The organism is Melghirimyces thermohalophilus (genome assembly GCF_900102685.1).
Lineage (GTDB): Bacteria > Bacillota > Bacilli > Thermoactinomycetales > DSM-45169 > Melghirimyces > Melghirimyces thermohalophilus.
On the sequence record NZ_FMZA01000004.1, the window covers coordinates 82,052 to 109,043 of the forward strand.

Annotated in this window: 27 protein-coding genes and 1 other annotated feature; of the genes, 4 read left to right on the forward strand and 23 right to left on the reverse strand. The window is 54.1% G+C overall.

The annotated features are described in order from the left end of the window. The first annotated feature begins 94 nt into the window (after positions 1–94). On the forward strand, positions 95–1,510 hold the full coding sequence (gene gndA, locus BLP91_RS03930) for an NADP-dependent phosphogluconate dehydrogenase (RefSeq protein ID WP_091566891.1): 1,416 nt from the start codon (positions 95–97) through the stop codon (positions 1,508–1,510). Between the two features lie 121 nt (positions 1,511–1,631). Beyond that, on the forward strand, positions 1,632–2,369 hold the full coding sequence (gene map, locus BLP91_RS03935; RefSeq protein ID WP_425412167.1) for a type I methionyl aminopeptidase: 738 nt from the start codon (positions 1,632–1,634) through the stop codon (positions 2,367–2,369). 751 nt (positions 2,370–3,120) lie between these two features. Here the strand turns inward: map and treR are convergent. From treR to BLP91_RS03990, 10 genes are all read right to left on the reverse strand, one after another. Beyond that, positions 3,121–3,834, reverse strand: a complete 714-nt coding sequence (gene treR / locus BLP91_RS03945; RefSeq protein WP_091566897.1) for a trehalose operon repressor — start codon at positions 3,832–3,834, stop codon at positions 3,121–3,123. Between the two features lie 25 nt (positions 3,835–3,859). Further along, the gene (treC, locus tag BLP91_RS03950) at positions 3,860–5,548 is read right to left on the reverse strand and encodes an alpha,alpha-phosphotrehalase (RefSeq protein WP_091566899.1); all 1,689 of its coding nucleotides are present in this window, start codon (positions 5,546–5,548) and stop codon (positions 3,860–3,862) included. Further along, complete coding sequence (locus BLP91_RS03955) at positions 5,545–7,155, reverse strand: PTS transporter subunit EIIC (RefSeq protein WP_176757802.1); 1,611 nt, start codon at positions 7,153–7,155, stop codon at positions 5,545–5,547. The genes treC and BLP91_RS03955 overlap by 4 nt, the downstream gene beginning before the upstream one ends. Positions 7,156–7,365: 210 nt before the next feature. Continuing rightward, on the reverse strand, positions 7,366–9,618 hold the full coding sequence (locus BLP91_RS03960; RefSeq protein WP_091567074.1) for an immune inhibitor A domain-containing protein: 2,253 nt from the start codon (positions 9,616–9,618) through the stop codon (positions 7,366–7,368). Positions 9,619–9,811: 193 nt separating this feature from the next. After that, complete coding sequence (gene ilvE, locus BLP91_RS03965) at positions 9,812–10,714, reverse strand: branched-chain-amino-acid transaminase (protein ID WP_091566903.1); 903 nt, start codon at positions 10,712–10,714, stop codon at positions 9,812–9,814. Positions 10,715–10,917: 203 nt separating this feature from the next. Beyond that, positions 10,918–11,832, reverse strand: a complete 915-nt coding sequence (pheA, locus tag BLP91_RS03970) for a prephenate dehydratase (RefSeq protein WP_091566905.1) — start codon at positions 11,830–11,832, stop codon at positions 10,918–10,920. Next, positions 11,829–12,785, reverse strand: a complete 957-nt coding sequence (thrB, locus tag BLP91_RS03975) for a homoserine kinase (RefSeq protein WP_091566907.1) — start codon at positions 12,783–12,785, stop codon at positions 11,829–11,831. The genes pheA and thrB overlap by 4 nt, the downstream gene beginning before the upstream one ends. After that, on the reverse strand, positions 12,763–13,851 hold the full coding sequence (gene thrC / locus BLP91_RS03980) for a threonine synthase (protein ID WP_091566909.1): 1,089 nt from the start codon (positions 13,849–13,851) through the stop codon (positions 12,763–12,765). The genes thrB and thrC overlap by 23 nt, the downstream gene beginning before the upstream one ends. Next, positions 13,848–15,146, reverse strand: coding sequence for a homoserine dehydrogenase (locus BLP91_RS03985; protein WP_091567075.1), 1,299 nt, complete (start codon positions 15,144–15,146; stop codon positions 13,848–13,850). The genes thrC and BLP91_RS03985 overlap by 4 nt, the downstream gene beginning before the upstream one ends. Before the next feature lie 30 nt (positions 15,147–15,176). After that, positions 15,177–15,626, reverse strand: a complete 450-nt coding sequence (locus BLP91_RS03990) for an ACT domain-containing protein (RefSeq protein ID WP_091566910.1) — start codon at positions 15,624–15,626, stop codon at positions 15,177–15,179. 186 nt (positions 15,627–15,812) lie between these two features. Between BLP91_RS03990 and BLP91_RS03995 the strand changes: the two genes are divergently transcribed. Continuing rightward, positions 15,813–16,280: a low molecular weight protein-tyrosine-phosphatase gene (locus BLP91_RS03995; protein WP_091566912.1), complete on the forward strand. Its 468-nt coding sequence runs from the start codon at positions 15,813–15,815 to the stop codon at positions 16,278–16,280. After that, the gene (locus BLP91_RS04000; protein ID WP_091566914.1) at positions 16,280–17,182 is read left to right on the forward strand and encodes a fructosamine kinase family protein; all 903 of its coding nucleotides are present in this window, start codon (positions 16,280–16,282) and stop codon (positions 17,180–17,182) included. The genes BLP91_RS03995 and BLP91_RS04000 overlap by 1 nt, the downstream gene beginning before the upstream one ends. Positions 17,183–17,233: 51 nt before the next feature. Here the strand turns inward: BLP91_RS04000 and BLP91_RS04005 are convergent, their stop codons facing one another. The 13 genes from BLP91_RS04005 to BLP91_RS04060 form a co-directional block, all read right to left on the reverse strand. Then, positions 17,234–18,445, reverse strand: coding sequence for a NupC/NupG family nucleoside CNT transporter (locus tag BLP91_RS04005; RefSeq protein ID WP_091567077.1), 1,212 nt, complete (start codon positions 18,443–18,445; stop codon positions 17,234–17,236). A gap of 24 nt (positions 18,446–18,469) precedes the next feature. Beyond that, positions 18,470–19,744 carry a GTPase ObgE gene (obgE, locus tag BLP91_RS04010; RefSeq protein ID WP_091566916.1) on the reverse strand — a complete coding sequence of 425 codons (1,275 nt, stop codon included), beginning with the start codon at positions 19,742–19,744 and terminating at the stop codon, positions 18,470–18,472. 34 nt (positions 19,745–19,778) lie between these two features. Next, on the reverse strand, positions 19,779–20,486 hold the full coding sequence (locus BLP91_RS04015; RefSeq protein WP_091566918.1) for a Spo0B domain-containing protein: 708 nt from the start codon (positions 20,484–20,486) through the stop codon (positions 19,779–19,781). A 105-nt stretch (positions 20,487–20,591) separates the two neighbouring features. After that, a complete protein-coding gene (rpmA, locus tag BLP91_RS04020; RefSeq protein WP_091566920.1) occupies positions 20,592–20,894 on the reverse strand; it encodes a 50S ribosomal protein L27 in 303 nt (100 codons plus the stop codon). A 28-nt stretch (positions 20,895–20,922) separates the two neighbouring features. Next, the gene (locus BLP91_RS04025) at positions 20,923–21,258 is read right to left on the reverse strand and encodes a ribosomal-processing cysteine protease Prp (protein ID WP_091566922.1); all 336 of its coding nucleotides are present in this window, start codon (positions 21,256–21,258) and stop codon (positions 20,923–20,925) included. A gap of 5 nt (positions 21,259–21,263) precedes the next feature. Continuing rightward, positions 21,264–21,575: a 50S ribosomal protein L21 gene (gene rplU / locus BLP91_RS04030; protein WP_091566924.1), complete on the reverse strand. Its 312-nt coding sequence runs from the start codon at positions 21,573–21,575 to the stop codon at positions 21,264–21,266. An 11-nt stretch (positions 21,576–21,586) separates the two neighbouring features. Then, positions 21,587–21,664, reverse strand: a sequence feature (ribosomal protein L21 leader region). A gap of 62 nt (positions 21,665–21,726) precedes the next feature. Then, entirely contained in the window at positions 21,727–22,590 is an 864-nt protein-coding gene (locus BLP91_RS04035; protein WP_091566926.1) for a M50 family metallopeptidase, read from the reverse strand. Beyond that, positions 22,583–23,356, reverse strand: coding sequence for a M23 family metallopeptidase (locus tag BLP91_RS04040; protein WP_176757803.1), 774 nt, complete (start codon positions 23,354–23,356; stop codon positions 22,583–22,585). The genes BLP91_RS04035 and BLP91_RS04040 overlap by 8 nt, the downstream gene beginning before the upstream one ends. A gap of 107 nt (positions 23,357–23,463) precedes the next feature. Continuing rightward, the gene (locus tag BLP91_RS04045; protein WP_091566930.1) at positions 23,464–24,072 is read right to left on the reverse strand and encodes an alpha/beta hydrolase; all 609 of its coding nucleotides are present in this window, start codon (positions 24,070–24,072) and stop codon (positions 23,464–23,466) included. Then, positions 24,069–25,019 carry a ring-cleaving dioxygenase gene (locus BLP91_RS04050; RefSeq protein ID WP_091566931.1) on the reverse strand — a complete coding sequence of 317 codons (951 nt, stop codon included), beginning with the start codon at positions 25,017–25,019 and terminating at the stop codon, positions 24,069–24,071. The genes BLP91_RS04045 and BLP91_RS04050 overlap by 4 nt, the downstream gene beginning before the upstream one ends. A gap of 136 nt (positions 25,020–25,155) precedes the next feature. Further along, a complete protein-coding gene (locus BLP91_RS16590) occupies positions 25,156–25,329 on the reverse strand; it encodes a hypothetical protein (RefSeq protein ID WP_176757804.1) in 174 nt (57 codons plus the stop codon). A gap of 156 nt (positions 25,330–25,485) precedes the next feature. Then, complete coding sequence (minD, locus tag BLP91_RS04055) at positions 25,486–26,280, reverse strand: septum site-determining protein MinD (protein ID WP_091566932.1); 795 nt, start codon at positions 26,278–26,280, stop codon at positions 25,486–25,488. A 33-nt stretch (positions 26,281–26,313) separates the two neighbouring features. After that, positions 26,314–26,988: a septum site-determining protein MinC gene (locus BLP91_RS04060; protein WP_091566934.1), complete on the reverse strand. Its 675-nt coding sequence runs from the start codon at positions 26,986–26,988 to the stop codon at positions 26,314–26,316. Between the last annotated feature and the right edge of the window lie 4 nt (positions 26,989–26,992).

Sequence of the window (26,992 nt, forward strand, 5' to 3'; positions counted from 1 at the left end):
TAGGGTTGAACCTCTCCCGACCGGGGAAAAATACGGGTGGCATTCCTTTTTCGTAGAGATGCATCCAGCAATTTAGAAAGAAAGGACGATGATCATGTCCAAGCAGGAAATTGGAGTGGTCGGACTGGCGGTGATGGGCAAAAACCTCGCCCTCAATATTGAGAGCAAGGGGTTTTCCGCAGCTGTCTACAACCGGTCCCGGGAAAAAACGGAGGAGTTTCTCGAAGAGGCTGCAGGTAAAAACATCAAGGGGTGCTTCACCCTAGAGGAATTTGTCGATTCTCTGGAAAAGCCGCGCAAAATCATCCTGATGGTGAAGGCAGGCGGCCCGACCGACTCCACCATCGAAGAATTGAAGCCCCTGCTCGATAAAGGAGACATCTTGATCGACGGCGGTAACGCCTTTTTCCAGGATACCCTGCGTCGCTCCCAGAAACTTGAGGCGGAAGCCATCCGGTTTATGGGAGTCGGGATCTCCGGCGGAGAAGAGGGAGCCCTAAAAGGTCCTTCCATCATGCCCGGCGGCCCGAAAGAGGCTTTTAAGGAGATGGAACCGATCCTGACCGCCATCGCCGCCAAGGTGGACGGCGACCCCTGCACGACCCATATCGGCCCCGATGGCGCGGGCCATTACGTCAAGATGGTCCACAACGGCATCGAATACGGGGACATGCAGCTGATCTGTGAAGCGTACCATTTGCTGAAAGAGGTCCTTGGCCTGTCCACCGATGAGCTGCACGAAGTGTTCAGCGAATGGAACAAAGGGGAGTTAGACAGTTACCTGATCGAAATCACAGCAGATATTTTTACCAAAAAAGATGAGGAAACGGGCCAACCCTTGGTTGACGTGATCCTGGACACCGCCGGCCAGAAGGGAACCGGGAAATGGACCAGCCAGAGCGCTCTGGACTTAGGCGTCCCTCTCACCTTAATCACTCAATCCGTCTTCTCCCGCTTTCTGTCCGCCCTCAAGGAGGAGCGCACCAAGGCGAGCCAGATCCTGACCGGTCCAGAGGCCGGCACCATCACCACAGATAACAAAAAGGAGTGGATCGAGTCGATCCGGCAGGCCCTCTACGCCAGCAAAATCTGCTCCTACGCCCAGGGCTTCGCTCAGATGCAGGCTGCATCCGAGGAGTACGACTGGAATCTGGACTATGGCAGTATCGCCATGATCTTCCGTGGAGGCTGCATCATCCGGGCTCAATTCCTACAAAATATCAAAGAAGCCTACGATGAGGATCCCAAATTGTCCAACCTGCTGCTCGCACCCTACTTCCGAGATACCTTGGATCGGTATCAGAACGCCTGGCGCAAAGTGATTGCCCTCGCCATCCATAGCGGTATTCCCGTTCCGGCTATGTCCAGCGCCCTTGCTTATTTTGACAGCTACCGATCTGAACGGCTTCCCGCCAACCTGCTCCAAGCCCAGCGGGACTATTTCGGCGCCCATACTTACCAGCGTATAGACAAGGAAGGAAACTTCCACACCGACTGGTTAAACGTCTAAACATCAAATTTCCTGCGGCCGACCCCTTTAAGGGTCGGCCTTTCTTGCTTAATCGGCGGCAATCGGATATGATTTCTGTACAGTCTGAATACTCTTCATCCTTATTCAGGTGGTGAACCGATTGAACGCGAAGAAGATCGACAACATGCGCCGGGCGGGTGCCATCGTCGCTGAGTGCCACGCTCTCCTCGCCGACCGCATCCAACCCGGCATCGACACCGTCACCCTGGACCACCTGGTGGAAAAGCACATTCGAAAGCGCGGTGCTACGCCCAGTTTCAAGGGGCATCACGGTTTTCCCGGCTCTATTTGCGTCGCAGTAAATGATGAGATTTGCCATGGATTCCCCCGCAAAACCCCGCTAAAAAAAGGAGATGTGGTCACCATCGACATCGGAGCCCAGGTGGACGGCTACCACGGAGACTCCGCCTGGACTTATGCCGTAGGCAACGTGCGACCGAAGGTCCGCCGGCTGATGAAAACTTGCAAACAAGCTCTTTTTCTAGGCATCGAACAGGCCCGTCCCGGAAATCGGGTGGGCGATATCGGTCATGCGATCCAATCTTTTGCCGAGCCCCTCGGCCTCGGCGTCGTCCGTCAATTCTGCGGCCATGGCGTCGGCCGTAAGCTGTGGCAAGACCCGCAGATCCCCCATTTTGGTTTACCTGGAACCGGACCCCGGATCGAGACAGGGATGACCCTGGCCATCGAACCGATGCTCACTCTGGGCGACTGGAGAGCCCAAATCGATGCCGACGGCTGGACCGCCCGCACCGTGGACGGTTCCTTCTGCGTTCAGTACGAACACACCATCTGGGTAACCGAAGACGGCCCCGTCATTCTGACGGAGAAAAATTGAAAAGCCCGACTCTGCTCGGGCTTTCTAATCATCATCCGATTTTGTTCCTTCCTCCGGCCCGTCTATTTTGGGTCAATGCTTGGATACAAGCTTCCCTGGCTTCCACGCCTCAGGCGGATCCCCCCCCCGGGTCATCGTCCAATCGATGATAAACTCCTGATGCAGACGAATTTTTCTTTCCCCGATATCCTCTGGACGGATCCACTGTCTCACAGGAGGGAGTCAAAAGGATCCTGATCCTCTGTCTTGTCCGAGTACCTGGTGAAGCCAAACCTTCGGTCTCCCTGTTTCACGTAACAATGGGCCTCCGGAATAAAAGAGTATCCGTATCGTGCAAGCACCGGCTCCAACTTTGGTGTGTTGGCTCTATTCATCCGGTAGATCCCCACCATCAAATCGACAGGTTGCTCCTGTTCTGCTGCTAACCGAGCTAGAAGTGCATGTTTGGTGCTGCAGGTCCCCCACCCTTCGGAGAGCACCTACCGAAAATCTCCGCGATCTCGGTTTCGTCCGTAAGGAATCCGACACACATATTCAGCCGCCCTGTCGTACCTGACAATACCGAGATGCAGAAAAGCCTGGGAAATCTCCCCCACCGGGTGAATCCGAAATTGAAGTGTTGTTGGTAATTGCGTCATCGGCTCCACCTCTTCATGACTACAGAAGATTGAACTCTTTATGCTCATTCGACAAAGGTTCCCGGATCCTCTCATCACAAAAACCCCTTTCCCACTGATAGGAAAGGGGTTGATCATTGGTGCCGCCGGGCAAAGTCGACGAAGCGGAACTTGTCCGGGCGGTGGCGGGACTCTGTGTATTGAAAGAGGGTGGCATCCTCCAGGTAGACGTGGTTTTGCACCACCACGATCATCGGGTAACCTTTCATCTCCAACAAATCCTGGTCCTCCGGTGTCGGTTCCTCCACTGTGATCACCTTTTTGGCGAAGCTGATCGATTGATCCAGGGTGCGTTCCAGATACTCGTAGATGGAGTCCTCACAGATCGCTTTCGTCAGTTTGGGAACCAGATCCCGGCGCAGGTAATCTTTATCCAGAATAATCGTCTCCCCGCCGATGGTACGGGTTCGCACCACTTCCCAGACGGGCTGGTTAGCCCGGATATGCAGCAGGTCAGCCAGTTCCCGGTTCGGGGCCACTGTTTCTAAAGAGACGAGGCGGGTGCGGGATTCCTTACCGATACGAGCAGCCAGTTCCTTAAAGCTGACCAACCCGGAGACGGGAAATTCAAACCGGTTCACACCCAGGACAAAAGAGCCTCTCCCCTTCACCTTCTGGATGTATCCATTTTCCGCCAGCAGGTTTAAGGCCTTTCGTACCGTTTCCCTGGAGGCCCCGTACAATTGGGTCAATTCATGTTCTGAGGGCAGTTTGGTTCGAACTCGGAGCTGTCCCGATTCGATGCGCTCCGCAAAATCGCGGTAAATGGTCAGATACTTGTTGTCCATTCCACCCCTCCCGCAATGGTTCTATTTATTGTTCGTGCAACCGATAGATCACCGATTCATAGGGACGGAGTGTCAGTTCCCGAAAATCCTCTGACGGATCCGGATAATTGGCCAGAAGGCACTCCCCCTTCCAGGACGACAGCTGGGCGACCTCTTGAGGCAAGGCGAAGGGAACTTCGTTGTCGCTGAAGTTATTGAGCACCAGCAGCTTCTCTCCCTCTCCGTTTCGAACATAAGCAAACAGATGGGGATCATCCGGTAAAAGCAGCTGAAAATCGCCGGTGGTGACAACCTCGTACTCCTTGCGCAGCCGAATCAGTTCTTTGTAATGATAAAAGATCGAATCCGGATCAGCCAGAGCCTGCTCCACGTTGATCTGACGATAGTTGGGGGCCTCCTGGATCCAGGGTTCCCCTTTGGTAAATCCGGCGTGAGCCGAGCTGTCCCACTGCATCGGCGTGCGGGAATTATCCCGAGATCGCTCCCGGATGATCGCCATCACTTCCTCTTCATCCATGCCCTGGTCCAACAGGATGCGATACATGTTGTGGGTCTCCACATCCCGGTAGTCATCGATCGAGTTGAAGCCGGGATTGGTCATCCCGATCTCTTCCCCCTGATAGATATAGGGGGTCCCTTGCATCATATGGATAACGGTGGCCAGCATTTTGGCCGACTCTTTCCAGTAACGTCCGTCATCCCCATACCGGGAGACCACCCGCGGCTGATCGTGATTGCACCAGAAGAGGGCATTCCATCCACCGCCGGCGTGCATCTCCCGTTGCCATTCGGCAAGGATCCGCTTTAGGGCGAGGAAATCCATCTCGCCCCGGGTCCATTTTTCCCCCTGGGGATAATCCACCTTCAAATGGTGAAAGCTGAAGGTCATGTTCAGCTCCCCGCGGTCGGGGCGGGTATACCGAATGCATTCAGGAATGCTGGTAGAGGACATTTCGCCGACCGTTATTATATCGTAACGGGAAAAGACCTCCCGGTTCATCTCCTGCAGAAACTCATGGATCCGCGGCCCGTCCGTGTAAAACTTGCGACCGTCTCCCGGTGGAACAGAACCGTCGTCGTCAGGGAAGCGTTGATCCTTGGAAATCAAGTTGATCACATCGAGGCGGAACCCGTCTACCCCCTTGTCCAACCACCAGCGCATCATCTCGTACACTTCTCGACGCACCGGCGGGTGTTCCCAATTGAGATCCGCTTGGGTCACATCGAATAGATGGAGATAATATTCCCCGGTCTCTTCATCTTTTTCCCAGGCGGAGCCTCCAAATTTGGACTGCCAGTTGGTCGGAGGTTTCCCGCCTTCCTTTCCTTCCTTCCAGATATAGAAGTCCCGGTAAGGGTTCTCCTTGGAGCGACGGGCTTCTTGGAACCATTGATGGTCGGTGGAGGTGTGATTGACCACGATATCCAACATGATCTTCAACCCCCGATCATGGGCTTCTCGCAACAGCTCCTCAAAATCTTCCATCGTTCCGTATTCCTCAAAAATCCGACGATAATCGCTGATATCGTAGCCGTTGTCCTGCTGGGGAGAAGCATAGATCGGTGTCAGCCACAACACATCCACCCCCAGCTGTTTCAAGTAATCCAGTTTACTGATGATCCCCCGAAGGTCGCCGATCCCATTTCCTGTGGTATCCAAGAAACTCTTGGGATAAATCTGGTAAACGACCGCTTTTCTCCACCATTCTGTCATGACAAATGCTCCTTACCCACCAATTCTTGAATCTCTTCCTTGATTACCGAGGAACGGGTTCCGTATACCGCCTGAACTCCATCAGAGACCCGCAAGACGCCGGAAGCCCCCTCGTCTTTCAATGCCTGTTCATCCACTTTATCCGTATCTTTCACACCGACCCGAAGCCGGGAGATACAGGCGTCCAGTTTGGTGATGTTCTCTTCTCCACCTAGAGCAGCCAAAATTTTAGCGGCGCGGCTGTCGTCGGCTGCCCCATTATCAGTCGTTTTTTCTCCCTTGGATACGCCGATTTTTTCCCGAGCTTCCTCCTTGGAGTAAAGGCGTGTCTCCTCCCCTTCCTCCTCACGACCTGGGGTTTTCAGGTCCCGGGCAACAATGAGGAAACGGAAGACAAAGTAGTAGACGACGGCAAAGACCACCCCAACCCCGATAGTCCACAACCATGCGTTGGACTGATTGGGAAGGATATTGAACAGCACAAAGTCGATCAAGCCTGATCCTCCAGCAAATCCGGCTTTCATACCCAAGAAATTAGCCAGTCCGAAAGCGACTCCCGTCAAGAGGGCATGCACTCCGTACAACAGCGGTGCCACAAACAGAAAGGTAAATTCCAAGGGCTCGGTGATCCCGGTCAAGAAGGCGGTAAAGGCAGCAGCGATCAACAGGGAACGGGCCTTTGCTTTCCGGTCATCTTTGGCCACTCGGATCATCGCCAAGGCCGCAGCCGGCAACCCGAACATCACCGGAATAAATTTACCAGCAATATAGGTTCCTCCAGTGATCGCTATCGAGGGGTCCCGCAATTTATCGATCACCTGGGCGATGTAGACATTTTGGTCCCCGACCACCCGGGCTCCATCCAAGGTTTCATAGCTGGCCCCGATCTCAGTAAACAGAAGTGGAGTATTATAAATATGATGCAGACCGAAGGGGATCAGCAGTTTTTCGATCCCGCCATACAGCCCGACGATCAATGGATTGGTGTGCGTGGCAACGTATTTTCCGAGTATAAAAATACCCTGTCCGATCACCGGCCAGACGAAGTAAAAGAGTATCGCCACACCGATGGAGGCAAAAGAAGCGACGATCGGTACCAGGCGTTCTCCGCTGAATAAGGAGATGGCATCGGGCAATTCCGTTCGATAAAACTTGTTATACAACCAGGCAGTTAAAAACCCGATCAGAATCCCGCCGAATACCCCGGTCTGCATCGTCTCGATGCCCAGTTCTTCCCCCGTCAACTGGTCATTTAACTGCAGCCCGGTAATGTCGATCAGTGATCCCAACACCGTGTGCATGATGAAGAAAGCAACTAAGGCGGCGAAACCGGCCATCCCTGCCCCGGTCCAAGTGATGGCGATGGCGACAGCAAACAAAACCGGCAGGTTGTTGAAGACCGCCTGTCCAGCCCGCTGCATCAATTCACCTGCCGCCTGAAATCCATCACCGGCCAAAAAAGGCATCAATTGATGAACATTGGGGTTGAGCAGCACCCCTCCCAAACCCATCAGGATGGAAACCAGAGGCAATATCAGCACGACAGCCATCATTGAGCGGCCGACGCGCTGGAAAAAGTCAAATGAAATCCCTCGACTCTTGGCCATCATCCTTCACACTCCCTTTCTGATAACCTTGTTATTCCACAACAGGATGGTGTCTATATCCATTCCCCAAACCGAAACCTGTATAGACAAGATAAGAGTGAAATAGAAAGCCCTTTCATTTTAGCGGTTTCAATAGAGATCTTACACCTGTATATACAGGCTGTCAATAGATGAAAACCTCCGGCTCTGGATGAACCGGAGGCATCGGCTTTATTTTCGGGAAACCTCAACCAACCCCGCTTTTCCCTTTTGGATCTCCTTTTTCACTTTAAATTGGAGGCCTAGTTGGGGAAGGATTTTACCCACATCTTCCGCTCCCGGCATAGAGTAATCGTTCCCATCATAGAAGACCGGAACCCCAGGTAATGACGGATAGTGCATGCTGCCGAGATCCACATAATTGTCGATATGGATCTCTGATGTCGGTTCATGACCGAAGGCGGCGTCCAGCACCTGGTACCGGTCCGTCGCCGGATGATCCGGATCATCGTTCCAATAGTGAACCCGTTGATGGGCATCGACAACCCCCAGGAATCCTTCACCCGGGTGGTTTCCGGTATGGTTGTCCGCCCCTTTGGCATATCGACCGTCATAATGCCAAACCACCATTCCCGGGTCATACGTTATAAAGCTTTGGCCCCGCCGTAGGTTGGCCAGTCCTTGATCCACCCCGTTGTGGGTGCGCCATTCGATCAGATAAAAGCTGGGAAATTTCTCCCCGCTCCCGTCAAAATGTTTAAACCCGTCCAACTGGAACTTGGGTTCTCCTTCGGCGTCATCTTGAAAGATCGGCAGACCATCAGCTTCCACGGTGATATGATCAGCATAAAAACCGGCTTTGGACAGACCGCCATCGGTCACGTAATTAAATTCCAGCTGAATCTTTTTACCAGCAAACGCGGACAAGTCCAGGCTTTCCTGCACCCATTCCCCTTCGGTGGAATCATCGTAGGATTGGAGGGTGGTTTTTTCACCGGTGGCGGTATCGATCACACGGACATAGAGGTAGTCATATCCGGTTTCGATCTCCCGCCAGCTGTCAAAGGTTAAGCGGGCTGACTCCGCCCTGGTCAGATCGATCGGCTGAGACGTCATTTTGGTATTTAAATCATCGCCATAGTCGGAAAAATAGGCATACTCCCCACCCACCGGTTGGGTTGGCGGTTCTTTCTCCACATCCGGGAGATTGACCTTCAATACCTTCTTACGGGGATCGGAGCTGACCGCTTCCTTGATGGGAACATGCCTCTTGCCTTTGATCGCTTCGTAATCCATTTCCATCGGGGAAATCCAGTTACCGCCATAGGTGGCCTGCAAATACATTTTGGACCAAGGATCGAGACCGGTGGGTTCCGTCCCCAGGACTTTTCCGTTCCAACTGCCGGCAGACATCAGCGACCAGGAACCCACTGGAGAACCGAGGCCAGAACCGATCGTATCGTATAGATCGGGTAGTCCCAGGTTGTGTCCGTATTCGTGAGCAAACACCCCGACCGCACCATCTTCCGGTTGAATCATGTAGTCATACGCTTTGAGCGAGGTGCCGGGGATTTCCGTGGGCTCTTTCAATGTCCAGCGATGGGACCAGATAGCATCCTCTTCCAGCTCGCCGCCTCCAGCTTCTTCACCAATGCCGGAGTGGATCAGCATCAGGTTGTCCAAAAGGCCGTCTGGCTCCATCACATTCCCATCGCTATCTAGATCATAGGGATCCCGCTGGTCAAATTTCTCCTCGTTTCCTCGGATCGATTCGCCTACCTGTTCCAATGTCTCCTGCACCAGCTCCCGGGGTGCCTTGTCACTTCCGTCAGAATTGTTTCCCCCGTAATAAGCGGCCTCATGTTCCGCTTCAATCCAGGGGATCACCGTCCCGTCCACAGTCCAGGATCCCCCGGATTGTGCTTGGTAATACTGGGTCATCGTCATCAGATCCAGGCCCTCCGGTGTGGTATACCCATCGGGATGAAACAGCATCTGTTCATAGTGTTCAGGAGAAAAGTCCTCGGTGTACAGGTTTCCTTCCTCCTGCTTGATCTGGTTGTGAGGGAAATCCGGGTATTCGATCAAGGCCATCACTAATTGATCGGTGTGCGGTGCCCTGGCCAATCCTTTTTTCAGTCCGCGGTTGGCATTTTTGTGTCCCCGCTCGCGGACCTGTTCCAGTCCTTTTTTGGCCTTTTTCCCCGCCTTGGTGGAAGTGTCGATCCCGTGGGGAACCTTCCGATTTTTCACATATTCTTTTACGGCCTGTTCCACATCCTTGGAGGGAGCGTCACGATCAATCTTACCCTGATCAATAAGTGCTTGGGCCAACCGTTCGACGTTGACCGTTCCCCAATCCACAAACGGACCTTCTTCCTCAGAAGGTTTCGGTTTTGCGGAGACATCCGACATCCCGCTGCCCGCACCGACAACCCCCATGATCAGAGCGGCAGCCAGGAATCCTGACCATGTTCTCTTCATATTCAATCAATCAACTCCCCTTTCTTGTATCCAAGATGACGCGTCGGTCCCCCCTTTTACCGACCTGTTAATATTTCTCCCTCTCGAAATGCAAACCCTTTCTATTCATCCAACTTTTTCAATATTCGATACTTCGGAGGCAAGCAAAAGCCCTGACCTCTTTTCGAGATCAGGGCTGGAGAGGGGTGCTCGCTCAACCCGCCGGGCTTACTGTTTTCTGGTCCACCCGAGTTCCATCCACCGTCACCAGTTTGCGAAACTCCTCCAACAGGTGATTGGTGATCGGTCCCGGTTTCCCTTCTCCGATGGTGCGTCCGTCCACGTCTACCACAGCGATCACTTCAGCGGCGGTACCAGTGAGGAAGCATTCATCAGCGGTAAAGACATCATGCAAGGTGAAAGGCTCTTGTTTCACTTCGTAGCTCAACCGGTTGCAGAGATCGATGATCGCCTGGCGGGTGATCCCGTCCAGAGCACCCACATACCCCGGAGGTGTGAAGAGAACGCCCCGTTTGACGATGAAGATATTGTCACCGGACCCTTCGGCCACATAGCCATCATGGTTCAGCATCAACGCTTCCCCCACTCCGGCACGGTTGGCCTCGATTTTCACCAGAATATTATTTAGGTAATTGAGGGACTTGATTTTGGGATTGAGAGCATCCGGAACGTTCCTTCTGGTCGGAACCGTGACGATATTCAGACCCTTTTCATACCTTTCCTGAGGAAACATAGTGACCTGATCCGCGATGATGATCACCTGCGGGTCGGAACATTGGGCCGGATCCAAGCTCAATTCACCCACGCCCCGGGAGACAATCAGACGGATATAAGCGTTGGACAGCTCATTCTTTCGAACGGTATCCACAACAGCCTCTTCCAGCTCGTCGATGGTATAAGGGATTTCCAACAAGATGGAGCGGGCCGAATCGTACAGACGCTCCAGGTGTTCACGCAGCCGAAACACATTCCCTTCGTAGACGCGAATTCCTTCAAACACCCCGTCTCCGTACAAAAAACCGTGGTCAAAAATGGAGACGGAGGCCTCCTCTTTCTTCACATATTTTCCATTGATGAAAACCCAACGCTGTTCCATTGCATAACACCCCCGGAATGGTTCATTTTGGATATAAGAAAAAGCCCCTGCGCAGGTTAAGGAGAAATCAGAACCTGCCGCTAGGGGCTTTTTTCCCCACGGTGTACACCAGTGATCGGTGTTGATACCGCTCGGACCAGACCTTTGTCACACAAAGCGGAACCCTAGGTATCCTCCTGATTATACGATTCAAAATATTAAATTTAACGTTGATTATAGGGCGTCGTGACCCCTTTGTCAACGGAACGGTTCCCGCTGATTTTATCGAAACTGTAACAGGGATAGGAACCCAGTTGACGAACCCCGCAGCCCCATTTCTTAATTTCCTGGGACGCTTCGGCAACCCCCGGTTGGTTCGCTCCCTGCTCCGCATCGATGAAAAAATGGTAGGTCCCTAGCTTTTTCTTGGTGGGACGGGATTCAATCCGGCTCAGGTTGACCCCATTCCGGGCGAAAGAGGCCAGCACCCGATGCAGCGCACCGGGAAAATCAGAGGGCAGGGTGATCAGCAGGCTGCACTTCTCCCTTTCCGGTGCCACTATGGGATGGCTCCATTTTTCGCCTACGGCGATAAAGCGGGTAAAATTGTTGGCATAGTCCTGAATGCCCGAGCGGAGGACGGACAGACCATACAGCTCACCGGCACTCCGGGGTCCTACCGTTACCCAGGCTTCCTCCGGGTGGCCGGCTACCTGCCGGGCCGCTTCAGCGGTGCTGTCCGCATAGGCAATCTTCGCCTCCGGTAAGATTTCCCGCAGGTGGGAACGGCACTGGGCCACCGCTTGGGGATGGGAGATGACCCGGGTAAACCGATCAAAAGACCAATCCGCGTGCTCCCGATGGGTCATCAGATTTTGCGTGATCGGATACACCAATTCCCCGGTAATCTGGACATCCACATGATGAACCAGCCAGTCCAGTGTCATATTGACCGATCCCTCGATAGCGTTCTCCACCGGGACCACCCCGTAGGCAAACTCTTTCGAATCCACTGCAGTCAGCACATCGGGAATCGAATCACAGGGCGTATGTTGGTAACTCTCCTCGGGAAACAGGGACCTGGCCGCTTCATAGGTAAAGGTACCTCGAGGTCCGAGATAGGCAACCGGTTGTTTCATCGGCTCGCTCCTTTGATGTTTCCCAATAATCTACTATGCTCCTTTTCCCCTGTCAACCGAACCTTCGCCCCTTCTGAACAGGGTTTCAGCCCGATCACCTTTACCGGAACCCCTTCTTTTTGAAAGGATTCCTCCATGAAGCGGCGGGTAGATACCGGCTCCATGGAAAAAGCGATCACCGTAGGGCCCGCACCGCTTAAAGCGGCTCCGATGGCGCCGTGTTCCCCGGCATCGGTCAACACCCGTTCCAAGCCTGGAACTAACGCACTCCGGTAAGGTTGGTGAAAACGGTCCCGCAACCCCACCCGAAGGGCCTCCCAATTCTGGGTGAGCAGCGCTGCAGTCAACAGATTGGCCCGGCTGCTGCCCAAAACGGCCTCCTGGTGAGTCAGCTGCTCTGGTAACGCCTGCCGGGCCCGAGTGGTGGCCAGGGTCACCTCGGGGATTGCTGCCACCAGGTGAAAGGGAGGAACGGGCGCCTGCACCCGGCTCGCCTCCTCCCCGTCCCAGGAGGAAATAACCACGCCGCCGAAGAGGGAAGGGCCAACATTGTCCGGGTGTCCTTCCCACTTCACCGCTTGCTGAAAAAGCGTTTCCCGGTCCAGCGGGCGTCCCAGGAGATGGTTGGCAGCCACCAGTGCCGCCACAATCGCAGCGGCACTGCTTCCCAACCCCCGCATCAGCGGGATATTGCTTCGGATTTCCAGATGAAAGGAGGGCAGCGATGTCCCGGCTGCGAAAAAGAGTTCCCGCATCACTTTCAGGATCAGATTCTCCTCTTCCTCGATCATGGGTTTTAGCTCTGGGTCTGGAGTGGTTAGGGTCAGATGGGAGGCGGGGGAAAAGGATAACCGGAGTGTCCGGTTGACCGCCATCCCGATCGAGTCAAACCCGGATCCCAGATTGGCTGTGCTGCCTGGTACGGTCACCTCAAAGGGTTGAAAGGGATCCATGACCCGCCTCGCTCCCTTCCTTCACAGCCTGTAGCACCGCCTCCCGCTCACAGGGGAGCACCTTCGGTTTGACCGGAACGGCCTCCATCGCCGCAGCCGGGTCTTTGAGACCATTGCCAGTCAGTACACAGACCACCCGCGCGCCTTGCGCCAGCTCTCCGGAGCAGCGCAACTTTTTCACTCCGGCTAAAGAGGCGGCGGAGGCGGCTTCGGCAAAAACCCCTTCCTTCCGCGTGAGATCCCGGTACGCATCCAAGATTTCCGCATCGGAAACGGAGCCGATCTTTCCGACGGATTCTTCCGCCGCGTCCACCGCCATTTTCCAACTGGCCGGGTTGCCGATACGGATCGCGGTGGCCACCGTTTCCGGCTGTTCCACCCGTTCCCCCCGCACGATAGCGGCGGCCCCTTCGGCTTCAAAACCGCACATCCGGGGAAGAGTCGCGCTGTGTCCGGCTTCCTGGTACTCCTTGAAACCTTTCCAGTATGCGGAGATATTTCCGGCATTTCCAACGGGAATCGCCAACACATCGGGAGCGTCTCCCAACCGGTCGCATACCTCAAAGGCCCCGGTTTTCTGTCCTTCGATACGATAAGGATTGACGGAGTTGACCAAGGTGACGGGATGATGTTCGGCGATTTCCCGAACAATCTCCAAGGCCTGGTCGAAGTTGCCTTGAACCGCCAACACCTCCGCCCCGTAGATGACCGCCTGGGACAATTTGCCGAGGGCAACATGCCCATCCGGAATCACCACAATGCAACGCATCCCCATTCGGGCGGCATAAGCGGCGGCGGAAGCGGAGGTATTCCCTGTCGATGCACAGATCACTGCCTCACTGTCGGCTTCCGCTGCCTTGGCGATGGCCAACACCATCCCCCGGTCCTTAAATGAACCGGTAGGGTTCAACCCCTCCACTTTCAGATACAAGTCGATCCCCAACTCCTCCGAAAGGCGGTTCGCCCGAATTAACGGGGTGTCCCCCTCATGCAGGGTGAGGTGTGGGGTCTCTTCATTAATAGGTAAAAAGGAACGATAATGGTGAATCAGACCGGAATAGCTCATTGTTCTCCCCCCTCCACGCGATAATAGCTCATCAGCCGCCGCACCGCCGGCAACTCTTCCATGCGAAACTGAACGTCTTTCAACTGATATTGGCTGGCTGTATGGGTGATCAGAACGATTTCCGCTTCCCCGTCTTCACAATGGGGGACCTGCAACACTTTTTCCAGGCTGACCCCGGCTTCGGCAAAAATTTGGGTCAAGGAAGCAAGCACACCGGCTTCATCCTCCACACGAACCCGTAAAAAATGCTTGGAAAAAACCTCGTCGGCCCCCTTCATCCGTTTTTCCCGGTAGGGGGTGACGGTACTACGACCCGTCACACCCAACTGCATATTGTTCGCCACTGTCACCAAATCGGACACCACAGCGGTGGCCGTAGGCAGCTCTCCCGCTCCAGGACCGTAAAACATGGTTTCCCCCACCGCTTCGCCATAGACGCACACGGCGTTAAAGACGCCGTCAACGGAAGCCAAGGGGTGGGAGCGGGGGAGCAGCACCGGTTGCACACTGGCTTCCACCTTCTCCTTATCCAAACCAGCGATCCCCACCAGTTTCAACACATAGCCTAATTGCTCCGCGAAGTGGACATCCGCTGGGGTCACGTCGGATACTCCCCGGACCGACACCTCCTCCAGGGACAGGTTCGTATGGAAACCCAAGTTGCCCAGGATAGCCATCTTGCGAGCCGCATCCAGCCCTTCCACATCTGCGGTGGGATCCGCCTCCGCATATCCCAGCTCCTGAGCCCGGGCGAGGGCCTCCTCAAAGGGAGTTCCCTTCCGGGCCATCTCTGTCAAAATATAGTTGGTGGTGCCGTTGACAATCCCGACGATCCGCGTGATGCGGTCGGAGGAAAACCCTTCAACCAGCGCCCGCAGGATAGGGATCCCCCCGGCTACACTCGCTTCATAATACACGTCACAATTTCGCTGAGCGGCAATCGACAAGAGTTCAGCACCGTGAGCCGCCATCAGATCTTTATTGGCGGTCACCACATGTTTACCGTTTTCCAGGGCTTCTCGCAAATAGCCCCGTGTCGGTTCAATGCCCCCCATCACTTCCACCACCAGATCGACTCGGTCATTTTGGACAATCTCTTCCGGCCGATTCGTCAACAAGTCGGGATCGACAGCAAGGGGACGTTCTTTTAGTAGATCCCGGACAAGGATTTTCTCGATTGCAATCGGTTTGCCCGTCTGATGTACAAGATCTTCCTGGTGTTCTTCGATCAGTCGAACCACACCGGTACCAACAGTTCCCAAGCCCATCAGACCGACCCGGATCGGCTCATCCACCATATTCTCCACTCCTCGCTAGGTTTGTCTTTATTCGCCCCGGGCCACGAGCACAGCCCGGATCACACCATCCAATTCGTGCAAGCCATCAATCAGGGAGGTAAGCTCTTCTTCGATATTCGCTGTATCCAGGGACATCGTGACGCCAGCCACTCCTGACAGCGGAATCGTCTGGTGGATGGTCAGCACATTTCCCTTTCTTGAAGCCAGGTGAGATAACAAGCCGGAGAGAACTCCAGCACGGTGCTCAAGGGTCAGGGAGACCGTTACGATTTTCTCCTTCATCAACGCGTTGAAAGGATAAACTCCATCTTTATACTTGTAAAACGAACTTCGGCTCATATCGACCCGATCCACGGCGTCCTGCACGGTTTGCGCTTCGCCGGAGGCAAGCATCTGTTTAGCTTTCACTGTTTTCCGAATCGCTTCCGGCAACATATCGGAACGAATGAGATAATAGGTCTCTTCCTGTTGGCCCATGCCACCGTCCTCCCTCAAAAAACATATGTTCATGTATTACGGACAATTATAGATGGCCAGTTCCCCCATCTGCAACCTTTATTTTTATTAAGTTTTTTGAAGCGCTTACATCCCGCTTCCTCTGCAAGCTTGTGTTAAAATGTAAAAAGCCATTTTTATCTGGTTGTTGGATGAGGAGTGATTCACATGATTTCCGTTTTGTTCGTCTGTCTCGGGAATATCTGCCGCTCTCCTATGGCTGAGGCGGTCTTGCGCCACCAGCTGCAACAGGAAGGGTTGGGAGACAAGGTGCGGGTCGATTCCGCCGGCACCGGCCACTGGCACACCGGCAAACCGCCCCACCGGGGAACCCGAGATATTTTGTCCAAACACGGAATCTCCGATGCGGGGATTCAGGCTCGGCCCATCGAAGCAGACGATCTCACTCACTTCGACTACATCATCGTAATGGACGAAAATAATTATCGAGAGGTTGACCAGATGGCCCAGGAGTCGGGGATCCATATTCACCGTCTGGTCGATTTCATTCCCGAGTCCTCCTATTCCGAAGTGCCCGATCCCTACTTCACCGGCAATTTTGAAGAGACCTACCGCTTGGTGGAATCCGGTTGTCGGGGAATTTTACAGATGATCCGGGAACGGGAAGGATTGTGATGCTAGCCCGTCAGCTTCTGTCCGCAGTGACCACCGCCCTTAGCCAGCAGGGAGTCCCGAAACCGATACAACAGATCCATCCGGTTTCCGGTGGGGATATCGGTCATTCTTTCCGTCTGGAAACGGGATTCGACCGCTATTTTTTCAAGTACAGACAAGATGTACCGACGAACTTTTTTACCGCCGAGCGAACGGGTCTGGAACTCCTCGCCAGAGGTAGCACCGCGGTCCGAAGCCCCCGGGTGATCGCCCATGAAGGACCGGAACAGCAACCGGGCACCGGTTGGATTTTGATGGAGTGGGTGGACAGCAACCCCTCACCCCCAACCGTGGTTGCTGAGATCCTCGGTCAAGGACTGGCGGAGATCCACCGCCAGACCGCCCCTGCCTTCGGGCTAGAGAAGGACAACTTTATCGGCCTTTTCCCTCAGGTGAACGGCTGGATGGATCGCTGGACCGATTTTTACCGAGAGCGAAGGCTAACGCCTCAGCTAGAGCTCGCCCGAAAACGAAAACACCTCCCTCTTCGCAGGGAGCGGCTGCTCACCTATTTGATCGATCACCTGGACAAGTGGTTGCAGGATCCATCCATCCGCCCTTCTCTCTTGCACGGTGACCTTTGGGGCGGCAACTGGATGGCCGGTCCCGACGGCGTCCCCTACCTGATTGATCCCGCCGCTTACTACGGCCACCGGGAGGTCGATCTCGCCTTTTCCCAACTGTTCGGGGGCTTTCCCACCCGCTTTTACGAAGCTTATCAAGAGACCTGGCCTCTGGATCCCGGGTATGAGGAACGGAAACCCCTCTATCAGCTGTACTACCTTCTCGTTCACCTCAATCTCTTCGGAGAATCCTACGGCCCCTCCGTGGACCGGATATTGGAACAGTATGCCAAGGAATAAAAAAACCAGCCATTCCCGTTTAGGGAGAGTGGCTGGTTTTTTGAACCAATCTCAAATCAACATCCCCGCGATGGAGGCGCTGAGGAGGGAGGCCAGGGTACCGGCTAAAACCGCTTTCAAGCCGAAGCGAGAGATATCGCCTCGGCGTTGGGGAGCCATGCCGCCCAGTCCGCCCAGTTGGATGGCGATGCTGGAAAGGTTGGCGAAGCCGCACAGGGCGAAGGTGACCACTGCTACGGTTTTCGGTGTCAAGGAGTCGATTTGAGGCGCAAAGCTAGTGTAAGCGACAAATTCGTTTAACACGATTTTTTGGCCGATGAAGTTGCCTGCGGCCATCGCTTCCGACCAGGGAACGCCGATCACAAAAGCCAAGGGAGAAAAAACCCATCCCAGCACTTTTTCAAGTGTTAACCCAGAATATCCGAACAGCCCGCCGATGTTGCTCAGGATCCCGTTGAGCAAGGCGATTAAACCGATAAACACCAGCAACAGAGCGGCGATATTGACCGCCAACCGCAAACCGTCCAAAGCGCCGGAAGCTGCCGCATCAATCACATTGGTGTGCTGGGTATCCGCTTCAATCTCCACGTCATCCTGCGTCACCGGTTTCTCCGTCTCCGGAACCATGATTTTGGCGATGACGAGCCCAGCTGGTGCGGCCATAAAACTGGCAGCCAACAGATACTCCAAGGGAATCCCCAAGAGGGAGTACCCGACCAACACGGAGCCGGCAACAGAGGCAAACCCACCGGTCATCACGGCAAACAGCTCCGAGGAAGTCATTTTAGCAATATAGGGTCGAACCATAAGCGGAGCTTCCGTCTGCCCCACAAAAATGTTGGCCGTCGCTGACAGCGATTCCGCTTTGCTGGTTTTCAAGAGTTTAGATACGGCACCGCCGAGGATTTTAATGATCCACTGCATAACGCCTAAATAGTATAAAATCGAGATAAGAGCCGAGATGAAAATAATGATCGGCAGCACCTGTAAGGCAAAGATGGGACCCTCGTTGCCTTTTAGCAAATCACCGAACAAGAAACTGATCCCATCGTTGGCGTAATTGATCAGGCTCTGCACTTTGGCGCTAAACCAGCTGAGCGCCTCTTTTCCCGCCTCCCACTTCAACACGATGAGGGCAAAACTGAACTGAATAACCAATCCGCCCAGAATCGTCCGATAGCGAATCGCTTTGCGGTTCGACGAGAAGAGCCAAGCGATCAGAAGGACCACCAACATCCCGCCGATTCCCCATAATATTGTCAACACAAGAATCACCTTCCACCCATATCAGTCTTGAAAATCAAATTCCATATCCAAAATGCGAACGGTATCCCCCGCTTTTGCCCCCTTGGCGCGAAGTGCATCATCCACGCCCATCTCCTTTAGGATGTGGGCAAACCGGCGAATGGACTCATCATACTGGAAGTTGGTCATACGAACCAGCTTCTCTACACGTTCCCCTTCTACCACATAGATTTCATTCTCCCTGTGAATGGTGAAGGGAGTGGGTGGTGCTTCGCTCCGATAAATCTTCCGCTCCTCTTCCTCCTCATCCGGGGATTCCGTCGGCAATGCGTCCAACCGATCAGCCACCGCAAACAACAATTCCCGCAATCCCTGACGTGTCGCTGACGAGACGGGATAGACGGAGACTTCCTGTCCTACGGCTTCCTTAAACTGCTTGAAGTTTTCTTCCGCACCAGGCAAATCCATTTTGTTGGCAGCCACAATCTGTGGGCGGCGAGCTAGAGCTTCCCGATACTTTTTCAGCTCTTCGTTGATGTGAAGCCAATCCTGATAGGGCTCTCTCCCTTCGGTGGCAGCCATGTCCACCACGTGAATCAACATCCGGGTCCGTTCCACGTGACGCAGGAACTGATAACCCAGACCGACTCCTTCATGAGCTCCTTCAATCAGGCCCGGAAGATCGGCCATCACAAAGCTGCGCCCATCCTCCACTTCAACGACACCTAGATTGGGATGGATCGTCGTAAAGGGGTAAGCCCCGATTTTCGGCTTGGCAGCGGTAACAACAGACAACAGCGTGGATTTTCCGACACTGGGATAACCGATTAAGCCCACATCGGCCAACAGCTTCAGCTCCAGTTCCACCTGACGCTCCATTCCAGGTTCTCCGTTTTCAGCCAGGTGCGGCGCTGGATTTTTGGGGTTGGCAAAACGGATGTTACCGCGGCCGCCGCGACCGCCGCGGGCGATCACCGCCTCCTGGCCGTGACGGGTCAGATCAGCGATGACATTTTTTGTCTCTTTCTCATAAACGACCGTTCCCGGCGGCACACGGACCACTAACGGCTCCGCATTTTTGCCGTGCTGGCTTTTGGAGCGTCCGTTTTCGCCTCTTTTTGCTTTAAAGTGCTTCTGATAGCGAAAATCCATCAACGTCCGCAAGCCTTCGTCCACACGGAAGATGACGTCTCCGCCACGTCCGCCGTCCCCGCCCGCCGGGCCTCCCTTCGGTTCGTATTTCTCCCTGCGGAAGGCGACAATGCCGTTTCCGCCGTCGCCCCCTTTGACCAAAATGCTCACGTTATCGACAAACATTGCCCACACCGCCTGTCTATGTAGTGCTACTGCCTTACCCGGAAATCTGAATCGTGATGTTGGTATCCCGGTCAGTCGAGTCCATCGAACCGCCGTATATCTTTATCTGTTCCCGAAGCGCGCACCATTCACTCGCAGGGACTGTCTCCGCATCCCACTCCGGGTGGAAAAAAATCTGGACACCATCTTCTTGGCCGCTCAACCGGCAGTATAGATCCGGAACCTCTTGCGAAGCCCAAGGATTCAGCCATCCAGCAACCTCTTCCAGCACCTTTCGGATCTGATCGGCCCTCTGCTCCGGCAGCTGATCCACACTATCCAACTCCAGCGTCCATCGCCATTCCGGATGCCGTCTTTGAATCGTAACCAAGGAGAGGGCCAACAGCGGATGTTTCACCTGAGCCAACTTGCGTTCCATCTCCAACTGTTCTGTCAACTGCCGAAGATAAATGGTGATTCGATCCGTTTTGTTCAGCGAAGCGTATCCCAATAAGACTTGGATGTGATTCATCCAGTCATGGCGTTGTCTGCGCAGCTGGGTCAGCTGGTGACGGGCCGTTTCGACACGGTTATGCTCGATCCAATCCTCCGATAACCGCCTCAGCCATCGGATGATCCCCATCCACAGCAAAACTCCGATCGGGATCCCGACCTTCCAACCCCAGGGCTGTACGGCGATCAGCAGGATTCCCGCTGCGACCGGGAAAGATCGTTTCAGCCAAAAGGACCACCCATTTGACACAACATCTCCCCCATTTATTGAATCTTCCGGGCGTCCCTCATTTTACCGGATTTGCGGCAGTAAAAAAACCCCAGCGCAAAGCCGAGGTTTTAGTCGTAAAAGGGATTAAGCCTGCACTTGCGGCTGATCCGCTTGACTGTAGACGCTCACCCGCTTGCGGTCACGACCCATGCGTTCAAATTTGACTACACCGTCCACTTTGGCAAAGAGAGTGTCGTCACCGCCGCGGCCCACGCCCATTCCCGGGTAGATCTTGGTTCCCCGTTGGCGGACCAAGATGCTGCCGGCATTTACCAGTTGGCCGTCCGCTTGTTTCACGCCGAGACGTTTCGCAATGCTGTCACGACCGTTCTTGGTGGAGCCGACACCTTTTTTCTGGGCGAAAAATTGAAGGTTCATTTTCAACATGACATCCACCTCCTTTAAAGGAATATTTTTAATATCGGTTCATCTGTACATAAGCAGAATGTTCATCCGCAACGGACTGGAGGGATGCGGCCATCGCTTCCAGGAGGAAGCGGACCTGCTTTCTTTTGTCCGGTTCCAACTCTTCGGGAATGCGGCAATCGAGATAACCGCCTTCCTCCTCATCCGCATCCTGAACCACGGTAACACCTAACAGGGTTTCCGATGCGTTAGCCAGACCGATGGAAATACCGGATACCGCCGCACAAACAATATCTTCACCGGCCTCGGCATAACCTGCATGGCCTTGCACGACGATCCTCTCCAGTCTTCCCTCACCATCATGGTGCAATGAAATCCGGATCATGTGAATCAGGCTTCGATCTTGTCGATGACCACTTTGGTGAAGGGTTGGCGGTGACCCTGTTTCCGCTTGTAGTTCTTTTTCGGTTTAAATTTAAACACGGTCAGCTTTTTCCCTTTGCCGTGCCTTTCCACTTTTCCAGTTACTTTGGCATTTTCCACCAGGGGAGTACCGACGGTGGTACCGTCTTCCCCGCCGACGAGCAGCACCTTGTCAAAGGTAACCGTCTGGCCTTCTTCAGCATCCAGTTTCTCAACGAAGAGCGCTTGTCCCTCTTCGACGCGATACTGCTTGCCGCCAGTCTCAATCAATGCGTACATCCCGGAACCTCCTCCTCATGAAGACTCGCCAGGTGTGGGTGGAAGAACCCTTCCCCCTTCAAACCCAACCTGAGCGGTTTTTGCCTACTCCGGGAGAGCAAGCGAATTCACACAACGCTAATCATACCATATCAATTTATCCCTGTCAATGTCAGGCGATCAGATCCCCCATACGACTGTCCGGCTTTTTTTCATCGAAAAAGCGACGGAGTACCGCCTCTTCCGGAAGCGGATGCCATCTGCCGCGGAGATCCTGAACCAACAGCACGTGATAAGATTCCTTCCGCAGCTTTCTCATCACGTTGGTCAGCGCCTCCTCACGTTGAACAGGAATTTCGACGATCCGCGCATCCTCTGGAACCGGAGATTCCCTGCGCCGGATCAAAAAGCGCATATATTGAAACTCCCGCTGTCTAAACGCCGTCACATTGGAGTATATCAAAAACAGAGCGATCATGGCCAGATTGAGGTCCCACTTGCTCCCTCCCAAGCTGTATAGAAGGAGCAGCCCACCACCCACCCAGCCCCCGCTGAGACTCCAAACCAACGCCCTTCGATAAGGGAGATGATAACTGAACAGAGCTTGCAGCACTCGTCCCCCGTCTAAGGGATAAATGGGCAGGAGATTAAATCCCGCCATCAACGCATTGCCATGGATAAAATAGTTTGTCCACTCTGGAGACCACCATCCCATCCGATAAAAAAAATAACCGAACAGGATCATCATGACATTATGAAAAGGACCGGCTAGGGCGACGGCGATCTCCTCCCGGGCCGGGACGGTTCCCCACTCATCCGTGTGAGCCACACCGCCAAAGGGCAACAATTGAACGTCTGTCATCCGCCATCCCAAGGACTTGGCCACCGTGACATGACCCATCTCATGAATCAGCACCAGCACGAAAAGAGTGATCACTTCCATAAAATATCCGGTGATTACAGAAGTCAAGATCACAATCCAAAACAGCCCATGGATTCGAAAGTGAATTCCCTGCCAGGGGAGGGAATCATTCAACGGGCACCACTCCCGCCGGATCGACAAACTGTCCTCCCTGTTTCATCCCAAAAAAGAGGAGGGGGTCGCCCTCCTCTCCAGCCACCTCACCTAACAACTGCTTCGGCTGCACCCAATCCTTTTCTTTCACTTGGATCTCCCCCAGCCACCCGTACCAGGTTTCCCAACCATTCCCATGGCGGATGACCACCACCTTCCCTAACCCTTCCTCCCGACCGGCCTGCACCACCCAACCTTCTGCCGCCGCTACCACCGGAGCGTTTTCCGCTGCGCGAATCACCATCCCCCGGTCCTCGGCTGTAAAGGGACGTACCACCTCGCCTTTCAGCGGTGCAATCCAGGAAGTCGCGTCACGATCATCAGATGGTTTTTCCTGAAAGGCCGGAAGGATCGTGGGCATGCCTCCGATGTTTTCTTCATACCACTGTGCCACACCGGCGAAGTTGTAGTCCCGTACCATCACCTCGGATATAAAGGCTTGGGCTTGTTTGGCTGAAGAGGAGTCCGACTGAAACACCAGGTAGGTGCCAGTCAAGAGGAAAAAAGCGAAAAAAGCTTGTATCAACAGGCGGCTTTCTTTTTTCTTTTTCCGTTCATCCATCCAGTTTCCCGGCCGGTTCCAGGGAAGCTCGTCCCATCTTTCCTGGGACGGGGCGGCCCTCCGCGCAGAGTAACGAGGTTTTCTCCCCATCTCCCCCTTTCCTCGTTTAATCCGGTGGATCTGTTCCTGCCTTCGCTTGCTTACCCCCCGGGACCATTCCCTCATGAAACCTTCACCGCCTTTGGTCTCTTCCGCATTTTTGTACATCCTATGAGTTGTCTCAGCCGGTTATACCTAAAAAACCCCCGGCATATGCCGGGGGGAGGATATCATCATGTAAACATATTTTCATACCAGGCAGCCGCCTGGGCCACTTCGGTTCGGGTCAACTGATGGCCTCCATTCTGCCAGGCCACTTCCACCTTAGCTCCTGCTTTTTCCAACAGGGATTGCAACTCTCCTGTCTGCTCGGGAGCACAGATGGAGTCTTGGCGGCCTGCTCCGATCCAGACCGGAAGCTCGCTTAAATCGGGCAGCTTCAGCCCCCGTCGAGGAACCATCGGATGATGGAGGACAGCGCCGGCCAAGGCATCGCGATAATGGAAGAGCAGACTGGCAGCGATGTTGGCCCCGTTGGAATACCCGACGGCGACGATGTTTTTCCTGTCAAACCCGTATTCTTCTGCTGCTTCGTCCAAAAACCCATAGAGTTCCTCGGTGCGTCGAATCAAATCCTCCTCATCGAAGACCCCTTCCGCCAACCGGCGGAAAAAGCGGGGCATCCCGTTTTCCAAAACATTGCCCCGGACGCTCAATACAGAGGAAGAAGGAGAGATCATACGAGCCAGCGGCAACAGATCCTCTTCATTCCCACCGGTACCGTGGAGCAGCAGCAGGGTGGGGTGATTGAGATCGGTTCCCTCGCGGTATATATGCTTCATTTGCCATCCGCCTTTCGTTCGCGTACCTCGATCGGCAACAGAACCTGTTCGATTTTATCCCGATGGGGTTCCAGCCACGGGGGCAGCTTCAGCTTTTCTCCCAAAGCTTCCAATGGTTCGTCCAGGTCAAACCCCGGCGGGTCGGTCGCTATCTCAAACAAGATACCACCGGCTTCCCGGAAATAGATCGAGGTAAAATACTGCCGATCCTGTACCGGTGTGGGATGATAGCCCTCCCGCTCCAATAACTGTTTCCACTGCACCTGATCCTCGCCGTCCACTGCGCTCCAGGCGATGTGATGAACGACGCCGGCCCCCATCCGTCCGGGACCGGGAGCGTTTTTCATCACATCGATGACACTCCCCAGCTCGCCGGAGGTCCGAAAACGGATAAAAGACTCATCTTCCTCCACCTTATCCATTCCCATCACCGATTCCATCAGCTCCATGGTACGAGCGGGATGGGCTGAGCACAGAATCCCTCCGCCAAAACCTTTGATCGCCTTTTCCGCAGGCACACCGTTAAAGGACCATTTACTCTGCGGGCCCTCCTTACGGGCGACCAACTCCAATTTCAAACCATGGGGGTCGTCAAACTGGAGAAATTTCTCACCGAAGCGCTCCGTTTCCATCACGGATACGCCGAAGGAGTCCAATCGCTCCTTCCAGAAACCGAGACTCCCTTCGGGTACGAGGAAGGTAGTCACTCCCACCTGACCGGCACCCACCCGGCCCTGCCGGGCTCCCGGCCATGGGAAAAAGGTCATGATCGTTCCCGGCTGCCCGGACTCATTGCCGAAATAAAAATGATAGGTGCCGGGATCGTCAAAGTTGACTGTCTTTTTCACCAAGCGAAGTCCCAGGACTCCAGCGTAAAAATCCACATTTTCTTGCGGATGACCAACAATCGCTGTGATATGATGAACGCCAGCGGTCTGTTTGCTCATGGGAAACCTCCTAAACTAAACAAAAAAAAGCAACTTTCTTTTGGTTAGTATTTTATCCTTTCGCTCCCCTGACCGTCAAGCGGGATGGCCTCCATTCCGACAGCAAAAAAGCGCCCATCTCCAGGACGCCCCAATCTCAACGATAGTTGACAATCACTGTAAAGTTTGAATCATCGTGACGAACCACCTGCTGGATAAACACGAACTCCGCCTCTTTTTTTTGCTGGACCTGACGAATCACCGCCTCCAACCCCTCGGACAAACTCTTATCCTTTGTATCCAATTCGATAAAGATCTGATCATATTCCATGTTGCTCCTCCTCTGCAGCAATTCGTATACGGGTCAGAACCTCTTATTACTCTTTCCCCACCCATGCCACCTAAAAACGTATAGCCGCCACTGGTCTGAAGATCAGTAAAAAAGAGTCTCCTCCATCCCCGGAGAAGGCTCTTTTTAGATCCTTCATCATGCGAAGCCGAACCACCGCTTCATCCGCTTGAAAAATCCCCGCTCCTTTTCCCCGAGGAGAAGGGGGACGGCTTCTCCCTGGATTCGTTGTGCGATATTCTTATATGCCTTAGCCGCCGGCGTCTTTTTATGTAAAACGATGGGTTCTCCCAAATGTCCAGAGCGGATAACATCCTCATGGTCCGGTACGACACCCAACAGGTCGACAGCCAGAACGGAGACGACTTCATCCACATCCATCATACCTCCGTCCTTCGCCATCTGCGACTTAAAACGGTTGATCACCACCTTGGGTTGCGGCACCTTTTCTTTTTCCAGCAATCCGATCACTCGATCCGCATCCCGGATCGAGGCGCTCTCTGCAGTAGTGACCACAATCGCCCGGTCTGCACCGGAAACGGCATTTTTAAAGCCCATCTCAATCCCGGCAGGGCAATCAATCATCACATAATCGAATTGTTCCCGCAACTCGGCGATCAGCCAACGAATCTGTTTGGTATTGATGGAGGATTTATCTTTGGTCTGGGCCGCAGGCAAAAGGTATAGGGCTTCGCAACGTTTATCCTTGACGAGCGCCTGATTCATTTGGCAATTTTGTTCCATCACATCCACAAGGTCATAAATGATGCGATTTTCCAGGCCCATCAACACATCCAGATTCCTGAGGCCGACATCGGTATCCAACAGGCACACTTTTTTTCCGGTCAGCGCCAGAGCAATACCGATATTGGCCGACGTCGTCGACTTACCCACACCGCCTTTTCCGGATGTGACCACAATGGCTTCACCCATCTTCCTCCCCCTTCCGGCATATCCTGTCACCCTCTATCGTTTAAAACGGTTATCCTTCCATTCGATATCGGGACGGATCCGGCTCAGATGGTGCATCTTGTCTACGGCGATCTGACCGTTTACCAAGTAAGCGAAGTTCATGCCCGACGTTTCAGATGTTTCCCATTCATCCGGGGGGCGAGAGACCACATTGGCGATCCGGAGTTGGGTTGGGCACAGGCTGGAAGCGGCGATGATAGCCGAATCATCCCCTTCCCCCCCGGCGTGAGCAAGTCCGCGCAAGGCACCCAATACAAAAATGCTCCCCGTGGAACGAACGGTGCCCCCCGGGTTGACGTCGCCGAGAAGCAACAGATCACCCCGATGTTCCAATACTTGTCCAGAACGGACCGTGCCCGCCTGGAGTTGAATTCCCTGATCATCCACCAGATACGGTTTACCGTGATCCGCCTCGATCGTGTGAATGATCAGGTTTTTGTGTGTGGAAAACAACTCCCGCATCTCTTTTTCCTCGTCCCGCGTAATCTGCCGATTCCCTAACTTAATGCAGACGCGGGTGTCTGGCCCGTCCCATAGATTAGAAGCATTTTCCAGCTTATATTTCAGTTCGCTCAAGACCGCGGGAAACGGACGGGATTCATCGAGGAGAAATAGGAGCCCGTCCTTGGTCCCCTTGATATTGACCGCCGGCTTTAACACTTTACCCATGTTG